General features: G+C 58.9%; 19 protein-coding genes. 14 read left to right on the top strand and 5 right to left on the bottom strand.

The window, feature by feature from the left end:
• Positions 1-6 precede the first annotated feature (6 nt).
• The 12 genes from ACR0NE_RS15855 to ACR0NE_RS15800 all read left to right on the top strand — a co-directional run bounded on the left by ACR0NE_RS15855 (position 7) and on the right by ACR0NE_RS15800 (position 7,823).
• Positions 7-705: a DUF2062 domain-containing protein gene (locus ACR0NE_RS15855; protein WP_170392618.1), complete on the top strand. Its 699-nt coding sequence runs from the start codon at positions 7-9 to the stop codon at positions 703-705.
• Positions 698-1,444, top strand: a complete 747-nt coding sequence (locus ACR0NE_RS15850; protein ID WP_170392617.1) for a pyridoxine 5'-phosphate synthase — start codon at positions 698-700, stop codon at positions 1,442-1,444. Before ACR0NE_RS15855 ends, ACR0NE_RS15850 begins: the two co-directional genes overlap by 8 nt.
• Positions 1,441-2,064: a LysE family translocator gene (locus tag ACR0NE_RS15845; protein ID WP_170425202.1), complete on the top strand. Its 624-nt coding sequence runs from the start codon at positions 1,441-1,443 to the stop codon at positions 2,062-2,064. The genes ACR0NE_RS15850 and ACR0NE_RS15845 overlap by 4 nt, the downstream gene beginning before the upstream one ends.
• Before the next feature lie 16 nt (positions 2,065-2,080).
• Complete coding sequence (locus ACR0NE_RS15840) at positions 2,081-2,407, top strand: Dabb family protein (RefSeq protein WP_170565060.1); 327 nt, start codon at positions 2,081-2,083, stop codon at positions 2,405-2,407.
• Between the two features lie 16 nt (positions 2,408-2,423).
• A complete protein-coding gene (locus ACR0NE_RS15835; protein ID WP_170597418.1) occupies positions 2,424-3,401 on the top strand; it encodes an NADPH:quinone reductase in 978 nt (325 codons plus the stop codon).
• A 1-nt stretch (position 3,402) separates the two neighbouring features.
• Positions 3,403-3,822 carry a holo-ACP synthase gene (acpS, locus tag ACR0NE_RS15830; protein WP_170392613.1) on the top strand — a complete coding sequence of 140 codons (420 nt, stop codon included), beginning with the start codon at positions 3,403-3,405 and terminating at the stop codon, positions 3,820-3,822.
• 59 nt (positions 3,823-3,881) lie between these two features.
• Complete coding sequence (gene lepB, locus ACR0NE_RS15825; protein ID WP_170597416.1) at positions 3,882-4,721, top strand: signal peptidase I; 840 nt, start codon at positions 3,882-3,884, stop codon at positions 4,719-4,721.
• Positions 4,718-5,395: a ribonuclease III gene (gene rnc / locus ACR0NE_RS15820; RefSeq protein ID WP_170392611.1), complete on the top strand. Its 678-nt coding sequence runs from the start codon at positions 4,718-4,720 to the stop codon at positions 5,393-5,395. Before lepB ends, rnc begins: the two co-directional genes overlap by 4 nt.
• Before the next feature lie 19 nt (positions 5,396-5,414).
• A complete protein-coding gene (locus ACR0NE_RS15815; RefSeq protein WP_170597414.1) occupies positions 5,415-5,927 on the top strand; it encodes a GNAT family N-acetyltransferase in 513 nt (170 codons plus the stop codon).
• 168 nt (positions 5,928-6,095) lie between these two features.
• Complete coding sequence (gene era, locus ACR0NE_RS15810) at positions 6,096-7,004, top strand: GTPase Era (protein ID WP_170392609.1); 909 nt, start codon at positions 6,096-6,098, stop codon at positions 7,002-7,004.
• Positions 7,005-7,059: 55 nt separating this feature from the next.
• Entirely contained in the window at positions 7,060-7,389 is a 330-nt protein-coding gene (locus tag ACR0NE_RS15805) for a DUF1491 family protein (protein ID WP_170402292.1), read from the top strand.
• A gap of 110 nt (positions 7,390-7,499) precedes the next feature.
• Entirely contained in the window at positions 7,500-7,823 is a 324-nt protein-coding gene (locus ACR0NE_RS15800) for a SemiSWEET transporter (RefSeq protein WP_170392607.1), read from the top strand.
• A gap of 9 nt (positions 7,824-7,832) precedes the next feature.
• Here the strand turns inward: ACR0NE_RS15800 and ACR0NE_RS15795 are convergent, their stop codons facing one another.
• Positions 7,833-8,222, bottom strand: a complete 390-nt coding sequence (locus tag ACR0NE_RS15795) for a VOC family protein (protein WP_170402289.1) — start codon at positions 8,220-8,222, stop codon at positions 7,833-7,835.
• A 168-nt stretch (positions 8,223-8,390) separates the two neighbouring features.
• On the opposite strand from ACR0NE_RS15795, the gene recO reads away from it, so the two are divergent.
• Positions 8,391-9,116, top strand: a complete 726-nt coding sequence (gene recO, locus ACR0NE_RS15790; RefSeq protein ID WP_170597412.1) for a DNA repair protein RecO — start codon at positions 8,391-8,393, stop codon at positions 9,114-9,116.
• Here the strand turns inward: recO and ACR0NE_RS15785 are convergent.
• The 3 genes from ACR0NE_RS15785 to ACR0NE_RS15775 all read right to left on the bottom strand — a co-directional run bounded on the left by ACR0NE_RS15785 (position 9,100) and on the right by ACR0NE_RS15775 (position 11,955).
• The gene (locus ACR0NE_RS15785; protein WP_170597410.1) at positions 9,100-9,492 is read right to left on the bottom strand and encodes an META domain-containing protein; all 393 of its coding nucleotides are present in this window, start codon (positions 9,490-9,492) and stop codon (positions 9,100-9,102) included. The genes recO and ACR0NE_RS15785 overlap by 17 nt on opposite strands.
• A gap of 12 nt (positions 9,493-9,504) precedes the next feature.
• The gene (locus tag ACR0NE_RS15780; RefSeq protein ID WP_170402284.1) at positions 9,505-10,047 is read right to left on the bottom strand and encodes a hypothetical protein; all 543 of its coding nucleotides are present in this window, start codon (positions 10,045-10,047) and stop codon (positions 9,505-9,507) included.
• A gap of 216 nt (positions 10,048-10,263) precedes the next feature.
• Positions 10,264-11,955: an acyl-CoA dehydrogenase family protein gene (locus tag ACR0NE_RS15775; protein WP_170597408.1), complete on the bottom strand. Its 1,692-nt coding sequence runs from the start codon at positions 11,953-11,955 to the stop codon at positions 10,264-10,266.
• A 144-nt stretch (positions 11,956-12,099) separates the two neighbouring features.
• Here ACR0NE_RS15775 and ACR0NE_RS15770 point away from each other — a divergent pair, with 144 nt between their 5' ends.
• A complete protein-coding gene (locus ACR0NE_RS15770; RefSeq protein ID WP_170392601.1) occupies positions 12,100-12,864 on the top strand; it encodes a sulfite exporter TauE/SafE family protein in 765 nt (254 codons plus the stop codon).
• Here ACR0NE_RS15770 and ACR0NE_RS15765 read toward each other — a convergent pair.
• On the bottom strand, positions 12,861-13,403 hold the full coding sequence (locus ACR0NE_RS15765) for a hypothetical protein (RefSeq protein ID WP_480459728.1): 543 nt from the start codon (positions 13,401-13,403) through the stop codon (positions 12,861-12,863). The genes ACR0NE_RS15770 and ACR0NE_RS15765 overlap by 4 nt on opposite strands.
• Between the last annotated feature and the right edge of the window lie 10 nt (positions 13,404-13,413).

Below are 13,413 nucleotides of genomic sequence, written 5' to 3'. Positions count from 1 at the left end.
TCACGAGTGGTTTTCAAGCGCCGAGATCGCCGCTCGCCTGTCCAAGTCGCGTCAGAGTTCGTCTATCCGCGCGGCGGATGGACCCGTGCCTTTCACTATGTCAAACATCGGGTTCGGCGCCTGCCTGACAGCCCGGAACGCATCGCGCGTGGCATCGGGGCAGGGGTGTTTGCTTCGTTCACGCCTTTCTATGGCTTGCATTTCCTGGTCGCCGCCGTGCTGGCGCGGCTGCTGAACGGCAACATTCTTGCCGCGCTCAGCGGCACGTTCTTTGGCAATCCCCTGACCTATGTGCCGATCGCGGTCATCAGCCTGCAAACCGGGCATTTCCTGCTGGGGACCAAGTTCCGCAAAGACGATACCGATGGGTTGATGGGGAAATTTGCGGATGCGATGGGCGATCTCAAGGACAATTGCATCGCCATGTTTACCCATCGCGAGGCGGACTGGCACGGGCTTAGCCGGTTCTATGACGATGTGTTCTTTCCTTATATGATCGGCGGGGTCATTCCAGGCATCGTGGCCGGAGTGATCTGCGCCTATCTCAGCCTGCCACTCATCCGTACTTATCAGCAGCGCCGCCGCGCCAGAATCAAAGCGAAGTTTGAACAAATCAAACGCCTTGCTCAGGCAGAGGCTGACGTTCCCCCGACAAAACCACTAGGCTCGACCTCAGGGACAATGAAGGATTCGAAAGATGTCTGACAACCGTTTGCGTCTGGGCGTGAATATCGACCACGTAGCCACCGTGCGGAATGCGCGCGGCGGGGCCTATCCGGACCCACTACGCGCCGCCCGGATCGCGGAAGAGGCCGGGGCCGACGGCATCACAGCACATCTGCGCGAAGATCGCCGCCACATCTCGGACGCCGATATCGACGGGTTGATGGAGATCCTGTCGGTGCCGCTGAACTTCGAGATGGCCGCAACGGACGAGATGCAGAAAATCGCCCTGCGCCACAAGCCGCACGCTGTCTGCATCGTTCCCGAAAAGCGCGAGGAACGCACAACCGAGGGCGGGTTAGAAGTCGCGCGCGAGGAAAATAAGCTGGCCCATTTCATTGCGCCCTTGCGCGATGTGGGCTGCCGCGTGTCCATCTTTATCGCCGCCGACCAGCGCCAGATCGACGCCGCCCACCGCATTGGGGCCGAGGTGATCGAACTGCACACCGGTGCCTATTGCGATTTCCACGCCGAAGGCAAACTGGACGACGCCGCGCGCGAACTGGAAGCCCTGCGCGAGATGTCCGCCTATGCCCATTCGCTGGGTCTTGAAGTTCATGCGGGTCACGGGCTGACTTACGACACCGTACAACCGGTGGCAGCCTTCCCTGAAGTGCGAGAGCTGAATATCGGCCACTTCCTGATCGGCGAGGCCATCTTTCGCGGCCTCACCCCGGCGGTTCACGAAATGCGCCGCCTGATGGACGAGGCGCGGGCATGATCACACCCGGTTTTGTGGCGATCTGGTTTGCATGGCTCATGGCCGGGGGCTCTCCGGGCCCTGCCACCATGGGCATCGCCGGAACCGCCATGAACGAAGGCCGCACCGCCGGTCTGGCCTTTGCGCTGGGCATCTGCGCCGGGTCCGCCGCGTGGGGCATCGCCGCCGCACTGGGGCTGTCGGCGATCATGCTGGCCAATGTCTGGGTGTTCGAGGTGATCCGCTATATCGGCGTCGCTTATCTGGGCTGGCTGGCGCTCAAGGCGCTACGTCGCGCGCTGACTTCGGATGAGGTCGCGCTGGGCAATCCGGTCACCGGCTCATTGGGCACGATATTTGCCAAGGGTGCAGCGATCCACCTGACCAACCCCAAGGCGATCCTCAGCTGGGGCTCGATCTACGCCATCGTTGCGCCAAATGACGCCAGCCTTGCTATGCTGCTGGGTTACTTCGCCATGCTCTATGCGGGTTCACTGCTGATCTTCATCGGCTACGCCTTCTTGTTTTCGTCTGCGCGCATGGTCAACGCCTATCGCCGCGCCCGCCGCTGGTTTGATTTTGCCTTCGCGGGTTTCTTTGGCGTGGCCAGCTACAAGATCCTCACGGTGCGCCTGTCATGACCTCTGAGGTGCAAGGATGATCCGACATTGCGTGATGCTGCGACTCAAGCCCGATCACGACACCGCAGAGCTTGCAGCTGTGATGGATGGGCTGGGCGCGGTCGCAGACCGTTTGTCTGGCTGCGGTGGCTTCACCCACGGCCCCAACCGCGATTTTGAGGCAAAATCCCCAAGCTATCCCTACGGCTTCACACTGGATTTCGCGGCTCAGGCCGACCTGCGGCGCTACGCCAGTGACGAAACCCACCAGCAGCTGGGCGCTCGGCTTGTCGCTTTGTGCGTGGACGGGGCCGAGGGCGTTTTGGTGTTCGATCTGGAAATGCCCGACGCGGTTGACCAATAGGAGACGAGGGACTTTCATGAAAGCAATTACTTATCGCGGATTCGGTGCGGCGTCGGACGTCCTAGAATTGGTCGACCTGCCCACGCCCAACCCCGGCCCAGGCGACGTTCTTGTCCGGGTCCATGCCAGCGGCATCAACCCCTCAGACGTCAAGCTGCGCGGCGGCGCGCGCCCTGGCGCCGTGATGCAATACCCGATGGTTGTTCCCCACTCGGACGGGGCCGGAGTGATTGAGGCCGTAGGCGAAGGGGTCGATCCCGCGCGCGTCGGCGAACGTGTCTGGATCTGGAACGGCCAATGGCAACGCGCTTTTGGCACTGGGGCCGAATACATTGCGCTACCCTCCGAACAGGCCGTATTCCTTCCAGATACGACCGGCTTCGCCGAGGGCGCGTGTTTTGGTATCCCAGCCTTGACTGCATGGTACGCGCTCTATTGTGACGGACCGATCACTGACCAGACCGTGCTTGTGACCGGCGGCGCAGGCACGGTCGGACGCTACGCCTGCCAGATGGCCGCACTGGGCGGCGCACGCGTTATCACAACGGTCAGTTCAGATGAAAAAGCCGCCCATTCCGGTGCATCCGAATGGATCAACTACCGCACGCAAGACGTGGCCGAGGCGACGATGGACATGACCAACGGCGCAGGCATAGACCGCATTGTCGAGGTTGATTTCGCCGCCAACCAACCCGCTTCCCTTTCTATGATCCGCCCCTGTGGCACCATCGCCAGCTATGCCTCGGCTTCGCAAATGAAGCCCGAACTGGATTTCTATGGCTTCATGTTCAAGAATATCCGCCTGCATATGCTGATCGTCTACCAACTCGACGCCGCGGCCCGCCGTCGCGGCGAGGCGCAGTTGGGCCAGTGGCTGGAACAAGGCGCACTGTCCCACGCCGTCGTCCCTGGCGGAGGGCTGATGGATGCGGCAAATGCACACGCAATGGTCGAGGCGGGGCAAAAGCTCGGGACCGTTGTGTTGGAGGTCTGACATGATCCTCGGCATCGGCACCGACCTCGCAAATATTGATCGCATTCAGGGCACGCTCGACCGGTTCGGCGACCGCTTCCGTAACCGTGTCTTCACTGAAACCGAACAGCGCAAGGCTGAGCGTCGCGCCGATACTGCGGGCACCTACGCCAAACGCTGGGCCGCGAAAGAGGCGTGCTCGAAGGCGTTAGGCACCGGCCTGCGGATGGGGATCGCGTGGAAGGACATGGCGGTGACCAACCTGCGCACCGGCCAGCCCGTCATGCATGTCACCGGCTGGGCCGCAGAGCGACTGAAAGAAATGACTCCCGAAGGCCACGAGGCGATCATCCACGTCACCCTGACCGATGATCACCCCTGGGCGCAGGCCTTTGTGGTGATCGAGGCCCGCCCACTTCAAGAAGCGCCCGCGCAGCCTTGACTTGCCCCCAACTGACCCGCATGTAGCACCCCAACCACGCAGAGACTGGAGAGAGCAGTATGGCCGAGGAAGCCAAATCCGGAAACGCCATTTGGGAGACGATCAAAACCATCGTCTATGCCCTGCTGATCGCGGGCATTTTCCGCACCCTGTTCTTTCAGCCGTTCTGGATTCCTTCCGGGTCGATGAAGCAAACCCTACTGATCGGGGATTTCCTCTTCGTCAACAAGATGGCCTATGGCTATTCCTATGCCTCGTGCCCCAGCCTTATCATCCCCAGCGTTGGCCTCAACATCGATGCCGAAGACATCTGTGGCTGGATGCAGAGCGATGACAACTCGCGTCTGATCGGCGGCGACCCTGATCGCGGCGATGTCATCGTCTTCCGCCATCCGGTGACAGGGCGCGACTATATCAAGCGACTGATCGGCCTGCCGGGTGATCGTATCCAGATTCGTGGAGGCCAAATCATCCTCAACGACACTCCTGTGCCGCAGCAACCCGATGGTGTGTTCACCGAAGTTGCTGAACCGCAGGGCCCACAAGGCCTGCGCCCGCGCTGTTCCAACGGTCCCGTCGGGATCGGCGGTGTTTGCGAAAAGAACCGCCTGATCGAGACCTTGCCAAATGGCGTTTCCTACGACGTGCTGAACATCGGCAATCAGGGCTCCGACAATACCGGGGTCTATACCGTACCCGAGGGCCATTATTTCTTCATGGGCGACAACCGCGACAACTCAGCCGACAGCCGTCTGCCGCAATCCGCCGGAGGCGTTGGCTTTGTGCCGTACGAAAACCTGATCGGTCGCGCCGACAGGATCATGTTCTCCTCCGCTGGCCGGTCCATGCTGTTCTTCTGGACATGGCGCGGTGACCGCTTCTTCAAGGCGGTCAATTGAAGCTATCGGCTGAGATAAAGGCGTTCCAGCAGCGCTTGGGGTATGAGTTTTCCGACCCTGAACTGCTGGTGCGTGCGCTGACCCACGGCTCGGTGTCCTCTGCCACGCGCCCCGACAATCAGCGTCTTGAATTTCTGGGCGACCGCGTCCTGGGCCTCGTCATGGCCACTGCTTTGCTTGAGGCCGACAAGAAAGCTTCCGAAGGCCAACTGGCCCCCCGTTTCAACGCGCTGGTGCGCAAGGAAGCCTGCGCCGATGTGGCCCGCCAGATTGATCTGGGTGCGGTGCTGAAACTGGGCCGGTCCGAGATGCTGTCCGGAGGTCGTCGCAAGCAGGCCTTGCTGGGCGACGCGATGGAGGCGGTCATCGCGGCCATCTACCGCGACGCAGGATTCGAGGCTGCCCGAGACGTGATCCTCGCCCTCTGGGGCGATCGCATCCACAAGGTCGAGGCCGACGCCCGCGATGCAAAAACCGCCCTGCAGGAATGGGCACAGGCCCGCGGCCAGAAACCACCCAGCTATGTCGAGGTCAAACGCACCGGCCCTGACCATGCTCCGATCTTCACGATCGCCGCTCGTCTGCAGAATGGTACCGAAGCTCAGGCCACCGCAGGCTCCAAGCGACAGGCCGAACAGGCAGCGGCAAAGGCGTTGTTGGAACAGTTGTCTTGATCCTCTGCGCAGCCAGATCATGAAAATCAGACCCGCCCAAAAAACCGACGCCGCCAGCCTTGCGGCCCTGTCAATTGAGGTCTGGATCGGAACCTATCTAAAGCGAGGTGTGAATTCCTTCTTTGCCGAATTCGCACTGTCCGAATTCACAACCGCCCGGTTCGAAGCCATATTGGACGACGGCCAAGATCTCTTGATGGTTTCTGAAAACGAAGACGGGATCGACGGCTATATTCGGCTTGCGGAAAGTCGCGCCGCACCCGTGGACGGGCTTTCTGATCTGGAGATCGTAACGTTCTACGTCCAGCCCCGCCATCATGGTAAAGGCATCGGCTCAGCGCTGCTGGACGTCGCGGTCGACTACATGCATGAAAAAGGGCGCCCTTCGATTTGGCTGACAACCAATTCTGAAAACACGCCCGCAATCGACTTCTATCTAGCCAAAGGGTTCCGGCAGGTCGGAGTCACAGATTTTCGGATCGGGGACCAAGCCTATCCGAACCAAGTTCTGGCGTTGAACACTACAACCTGATCGCGCGATCAAGCCCGGCCAATGCCGGCACCGGCCGACCGGGCAGCGTCGCCCTATGGGCCGCAGACTGGCCTTCGCTCACTGATATCCGCAATGCGACAAATCCCTCTGGCCCGTCCGCGCATTCTGCTATAGGGGTGCGCACTTGCAAACAGGATCGCAGGACACATGAGCACACGCGCCGGATTTATCGCCCTGATCGGAGAGCCCAACGCAGGCAAATCCACCCTTCTGAACCGCATGGTCGGAGCCAAGGTCTCGATCGTGACGCATAAGGTGCAAACCACCCGTGCTCGCATCCGTGGCGTGGCGATGGAGGGCGATGCGCAACTGGTCTTTGTCGACACGCCGGGCCTCTTCAAACCACGCCGCCGTCTGGACCGTGCCATGGTCGCCGCCGCTTGGGGCGGGGCTGCGGATGCGGATGTGGTCGTGCTGATGATCGAGGCGCATCGCGGTATCACCGAAGGTGTCGAACGCATCCTCGAAGGCCTCGAAGAGATCGGGCAGGGCCGCACCATCGCACTTGCGATCAATAAGATCGACAAGGTGCCCTCGGAAAAGCTGCTGGCGCTGACCAGTGACCTGAATGCGCGTTATCCCTTTGCCGAGACCTTCATGATCTCGGCCGAAAAAGGCCACGGTGTCGACGACCTGCGCAAATGGCTGGCCTCGGAACTGCCCGAAGGCCCGTGGCTCTATCCAGAAGACCAGATTGCGGATCTGCCTCTGCGCATGATCGCGGCTGAGATGACGCGCGAGAAACTGACCCTGCGCCTGCATCAGGAACTGCCCTACCAGCTGACCGTCGAGACCGAGAACTGGGAAGAGCGCAAGGACGGCTCGGCCAAGATCGATCAGGTCATCTATGTTATGCGTGATGGCCACAAAGGGATTGTGCTGGGCAAACGTGGTGAGACCATAAAGGCCGTCAGTCAGGCGGCGCGTGCCGAGCTGGAAGAGTTTTTGGACCGCAAGATCCACCTGTTCTTGCAGGTGAAAGTCCGGCCCAACTGGCTGGAGGAGTCCGAGCGCTACTCGGAAATGGGTCTGGATTTCAAAGACGGCAACGCATGACCCGGGCCAAGAATTTTCGTCGAAAATTCTCAACCCCAACGGAAAGGTCAGAACCATGACCCGGTTGACGGCTGAATTCTGGGTGCATGCCTATCTGGCGCGGCTGCGGTTTCAGGAAATACCGGCTTTTGTTGTGGCGCATGGGGATGACACCGCAGGGGCGGTGCTTATCAAACTCAACACACTCAACGGGCGGGCCGCAGCCTTTCAGCGCAGTTTTGATCTGATGAGTGGCGAGCGCAAATGGGTGGAGCTCTCATCCGGAGAAGAGGCAGACGTAGATGCCGCCATCACCCGCCAACGCAGTTTTGACCCCGACCTTTGGGTGATCGAGGTGGAAGACCGCCAAGGCAGGCACCTGCTGGGTGAAGAAGGTCTGGACTAACCCGCGCCAAATGATCTTGGACGTACGGCGCAAAGCGACTATTTTGCTTTGCAATCGGCTGAATGAAACGGCCCAATCTTCCGGGGGCCGCAGGAACAGGAGGGGGTTGAGTGGCTGAAACGCTTGCCCAGAAACTGGAAAACTCAAATCTCGGTCACTGGATGCAGCGGTTCGAGGGGTTCATGGTCTTCATCGGCGTCGTTGGCCCCTTCGCCACGCTTCCACAACTGATTAAGCTTTATTTCACCCACTCCGAACACGCGACCGGACAGTCGCTGCTGTCCTGGTCTCTGTATGCTGGGCTGTCGTTTTTGTGGTTCGCCTATGGGCTGGTGGTGGGCAAGTTGCCCATCTATGTGGGCAACGGTATCTCAATGGTGCTGAACCTGCTGATGGTTATCGGCATTCTGATTCACGCAGGTATGACGTTCTAGGGCGCGCGATCAGCCTGCATCGCTAAAATAGACAAAGCTCATCTTGTTGCCATCAGGATCGCGCGCATAAGCGCCATAGAAGTTCGGGCCATATTGAGGTCGATCTCCGGGATCACCTTCATTTGTTCCGCCATTGGCAAGAGCCTCGGCATGCACCTCGCGAACTTCCGCTTCACTTTCGCAAAGCAAGCCAACCATGTTACCGTTTCCAACCGTCGCGGCCTCTTTGTCAAAGGGCGTCGCGACCCACATGGACCCACCGCCCCGCAGCTCGTAACAAACAGCGTGGGGCATATATTCAGCAATAACCTTGCCGCCGATTTTGGGTACAACCGCATCGTAAAAGCTTCGCGCTTTGACGACATCATTTGAACCGATCATGACATAGTTAAGTGACATTTCTTAAATTCCTCCGTGCAGAACATAAAGTGAACACTATTGCGTGAACAGATGTCACGCAACGTGTTTTTGGTGTTCCACAGGGTCAACCTAACGCGTTTCTACCTTGAACCTGCAACGGCCATAAGATTTCCTGCGTATATATCTGGTGACCTAACGAGGCCAAACTTGGACTGGCGTGATCACGGCATTCTTCTGACCTCTCGCCGTCATGGTGAGACAGCGGCGATTATCGAGGTCTTTACCGAAGCCCATGGTCGTCACGCCGGCATTGTGCGCGGTGGCACCAGCCGCAAGATCGCCCCGATCCTGCAACCCGGCGCGCAGCTGGACGTGCTCTGGCGGGCGCGGCTCGAAGAACATCTTGGCACCTTTCAGGTCGAACCCCTGCGTTCGCGCGCTGCAGCGGCGTTTTCAGGGCGGCTGGCGCTGACCGGATTAAATGCGGTGGTGGCGCTGCTGTCCTTTTGCCTGCCCGAACGCGAGCCTCATCCGGCGATCTATCAGCAAACAGAACAGTTGATGGACCTGCTGGGGCAGGATGACGTCTGGCCACTGGCCTATCTGCGCTGGGAACTGGCGCTGCTGGAAGAGCTGGGCTTTGGCTTGGATCTTTCGGCCTGCGCAGTGACAGGGGCGACCGAGGGGTTGGTCTATGTCTCTCCGAAAACCGGTCGCGCGGTCAGTGCGGCGGGGGCAGGGGACTGGGCCGATAAGCTGCTGCCTTTGCCCCCCTGCCTGCGCGGCGAAGGCGCGGCTCCGGATACCGAGATTGCTGAAGCCTTACGCACAACCGGGTATTTTCTGGAAAACCATCTGGCTCCGTCGCTGGGTCATACGCCGTTGCCGGACGCACGCGCGCGATTTGTGGCGCAGTTTACTCGGCGGCTTTGAACACCATTTCGTGCCCGTCCTCATTGCGCAGGATCAGCACATCGCCGGACACCTCGGACTGGGTCATCGCCATCAGTGCGGCGAAATAAAACCCCTCGGCTTCAAGCCCGGCGCAAGCCGCGCGGGTGGCGACAAGATCGGTGATCTCAAACCACGGGTAGGGTGCATACAGTGTACCTGAATAAGTGTTGCACGGGGCATTGCCCTCAATCCGACCCTCTTCGGGGAATCGCAAAAGGGCGCTGGCCTCAAAAGGCTGCCCGTCGATCTCTTGCAAAGCCCATGTCTGATCCGCTGCGCCATAGGCGGCGACAGTCTCATCCTTGTCGCATTGGAACAGGGTCAAAAGGGGCAGGAACAAGGCCAGACGTAACATCGCAATATCCTGTCAGTAGGGGTTCACACCGCTGATTAACTCTTCGCGCACTTCAAGGCGGGGGCGCCAGTTGTATTTGGTGTCCTCGCGCACCTGATCCCAGTAAAGCACCCCGCTGTTGCGCCACGGGTCAAGGATGATGCCTTCATACATTGAATCTCCCTTAGCGCTGATCAGAGCCGAATGGTGGATGATCCGGAACGCAGTTGGAGGCGACGTGGCCCAGTGCAGGTCCAGCGTGCGAAAGTTCTCTTGCTTCAAACGCGTGGTCATGGCCTGCGCCCAATCATTGCACAGACCTTTTTCGCGAAATCCGTTGATGACCTTTGCGTTGTGGATGATGGCTGGATCGGTGACGTTCCAGTCCTGTTTCAGTTGATTGGAATAGGCATAAGATATCTCGGCTGCACGCCGCGCCTCGGCAGGGTCAACCTTGGGGTCAAGCTGCTGGATCGCTTGTGCCAACTGGTCCACATCATCGGGCCCGGTGTTTGGTGCCATGGCGCATCCGGCAAGGGCCATGCAGGTGGCCAAAACTGCGATGATGATCTTCACGCTCGATTCTCCTCTGGCCAGCTTGGGCGCTGGGTTTGGTTGACGCCCTTTACCCGATTTCTGCGCTCGATCCGAGGGGGAAGTTTCGCCCATTAAGCCCTGAAACCGAGTTGTACAACTCGGAAGAAATAGGCCTGAAGGTCCGTACAACACGGAAGAAAAAGAAAACCCGGCGCAAGGCCGGGTTCAGTTGGGGAAACCGCGTCGCTTCGGGCGTCAGCCCAGCAATCGACGCGCGATGACTTGCGCCTGTATTTCTGCGGCGCCTTCAAAGATATTTAGGATGCGCGCGTCACAAAGCACGCGGCTAATTTTGTATTCCAGAGCGAAGCCGTTGCCGCCATGAATCTGCAGCCCGTTATCCGCCGCAGCCCAAGCAACTCGAGCGCCCAGCAGCTTGGCCATCCCGGCCTCAAGGTCGCAACGTTGACCGTGATCTTTTTCCCAAGCAGAATAATAAGTTAGCTGTCGCGCGATCATGATCTCGACCGCCATCATCGCCAGCTTGCCCGAGACGCGCGGGAAATTGATCAGAGATTTGCTGAACTGCTTGCGGTCTTGTGCATATTGCATGGCAATGTCCAAAGCACTCTGCGCTACGCCGATGGCGCGGGCAGCCGTTTGGATGCGGGCAGATTCGAAGGTTTCCATTAACTGCTTGAAACCTTTGCCTTCTTCGCCGCCCAGCAGGTTTTCACCCTTCACTTCGAAGCCGTCAAATCCCAGCTCGTATTCCTTCATGCCACGATAACCCAACACCTCAATCTCACCACCAGTCATGCCGGGCGTGGGGAAAGGGTTCTCGTCGGTTCCAGGTGTCTTCTCAGCCAGGAACATGGACAGCCCACGGTGATCGGTACTGTCGGGATTAGTCCGCGCCAACAAGGTCATCACATGGGTGCGCGCCGCGTGTGTGATCCATGTTTTATTTCCTGTTATCTTATAGTTACCATCTTCACCCTTGACGGCCCGCGTGCGCAGGCTGCCCAAATCCGATCCGGTATTGGGTTCAGTGAAAACAGCGGTTGGTAGGATCTCGGCGCTGGCCAGTTTTGGCAGCCAGTTAGCCTTTTGTTCATCCGTACCGCCCGCGATGATCAGTTCTGCGGCGATTTCGGACCGTGTGCCCAGAGAACCCACGCCGATGTACCCGCGCGAAAGCTCTTCCGAGACCACACACATTGAGGCTTTGGATAGGCCGAACCCGCCGAATTCTTCGGGGATGGTCAGACCGAACACGCCCATCTCGGCCAGTTCCTCGATAATCTCGATTGGGATCAGTTCGTCCTTCAGGTGCCATTCATGGGCATTAGGCTCAACCTTTTCAACGGCATAGCGGCGAAACTGGTCTCGGATCATCTCCAGTTCTTCGTCCAGACCAGACGCACCAAACATGGTGGCACCGGACTGGTCCTGCATCAACTCAACCAGACGCGTGCGCGCGGCCTGAGAGTTGGCTTGCGCCATCAGTGTCTGCACTTCGCTGCATTGGAATCCCGACAGAGCATCCCAGCCAAGGCCAAGATCCTGCAAACGTACAACCTCGCCCTGGTTCATCGGAATACCACCGGCGATCTGATGCAAGTATTCCCCAAAGGCGATCTGATGCAAAAGCTGCTCCATCTCGCCGAATTTTCCCTCGGCCTGAAGCGCCTCGGCCCAGCGCTGCATCTGCTGCAGCGACTGGTGGTATGTGGCCAGCCAAGCCAGCCCATGGGCGGCTGTCTGATTGGCCTCGATCAGTGCGCCCGATATGCGCCCTTCGCTAGTCACCTGCGCGCGAACCGATTCGACCGCCTTATCGAACACCGCTTGAACGCCGGGCAGGGCGGCTGCGCTGAGTGTTAGAAGATCGGGCAAAACCGCTGGCTGCGTCATGTTCGTCACATCCTGTCCGTCATGGGCCATGAATCACGTCCTCTGCTGGGTTGTCTGGTCATATCATGCTGCACATGCAGCGCAACAAAAATACGCAAATCATCCATAAAAAGTTCAAAAATTGCTTAGTGACTTTTGCAGTGCAGAAATTTTTTGGGCTGGTATGAAGGGTCGATGGGACTGTTTTCACTTATGTCGCCGCAGGATTTCTGTCTGGCTTTGGTCGTTGCCTTCGTCGCGGGCTGGGTCAAAGGCATGGTCGGTTTTGCCATGCCAATGGTGCTTGTTTCTGGTCTTAGCATGATGCTGCCGCCTGAGCTGGCGCTGGCAGGTCTAATCTTGCCCACGCTGGTGACCAATGGGGTGCAGGCCTTGCGGGAAGGTTTACCTGCGGCGGCGGCGTCAGTTCGAAAGTTCAAGGTATTTCTGAGCGTTGGACTGGTCTGTCTATTGGCCAGCGCGCAGCTGATCAACATCTTGTCGCCCAAGGCATTTCTGCTGATCTTAGGCGCACCAGTTTCGTTCTTCGCTCTGATGCAACTACTGGGGCTGAAACTGACGCTGCAAGCGCCCTCAATGCGGGTTGAGGCTATGGTGGGTGCGGTGGCCGGTGCTGTCGGCGGCATCTCGGGCGTGTGGGGACCACCAACCGTGGCCTATCTGACAGCCTTGAATACACCGAAGAAGGATCAGATGCGGGTACAGGGCGTGATATACGGTCTGGGCGCCGTGGCGCTTATTGTGGCGCATCTGGGTTCGGGTATTCTAAGGACTGACACAGCGGTGTTCTCAGCGCTGCTGATTATCCCTGCCTTGGTGGGAATGCGCGGGGGTCAGTTTCTGCAGGATCGTATCGATCAGGCACAGTTCCGCAAACTCACTCTGCTTGTACTGCTGATTGCAGGGCTGAACCTGCTGCGCAGGGGTCTTTTGGGTTAATTGCGTCTTTCAGCAAACCGAAAGGCGAAATAGAGGCCCAACATTAGGAAAAAAAGTCCTGAGATATCACCGATCAGATAGGCGATATACTCGGCCGTTGCGCTGCCGAAGGCCATGTTGGTGAGAACGGACACCAATACCGATGTGATGATTCCAACGCCCATCACGCACAGCCAGCATGGCTTCCGATCGATGCGCGGAAACAAATCCCAGCCCAACGCCTTGCAGACATAAAAAACCGCTGGAACTGTGGTGACCGCGATAGTGATCGCCAGCAATCTGCTGGGCAGAAGAACATCCCAACCGCCCACAAGGGCAAAGACGATGGCAACGCCGGGCAACAGTGCGAATATCGCCCTCCATCCCAATAACCAGGCCGACAGAACCCGCACGCCGTGCGGCAGGAACAATAAGCTGGCATAGCTAGGGTATGCGGGAAAAAACACGTTCTGAAGCGGCATCAGCACCTGGAATGTTAGGAACGATGCAGCGACATAGGCCAAAGAGGCATAGAATGTTTCAGAGGCCCATCTGCGCACGGGGTCAGCC

The organism is Ruegeria sp. C9 (genome assembly GCF_056537585.1).
The sequence above is the reverse complement of the archived record's forward strand: the minus strand, read 5'-3'. Positions and strand labels throughout refer to the sequence as shown.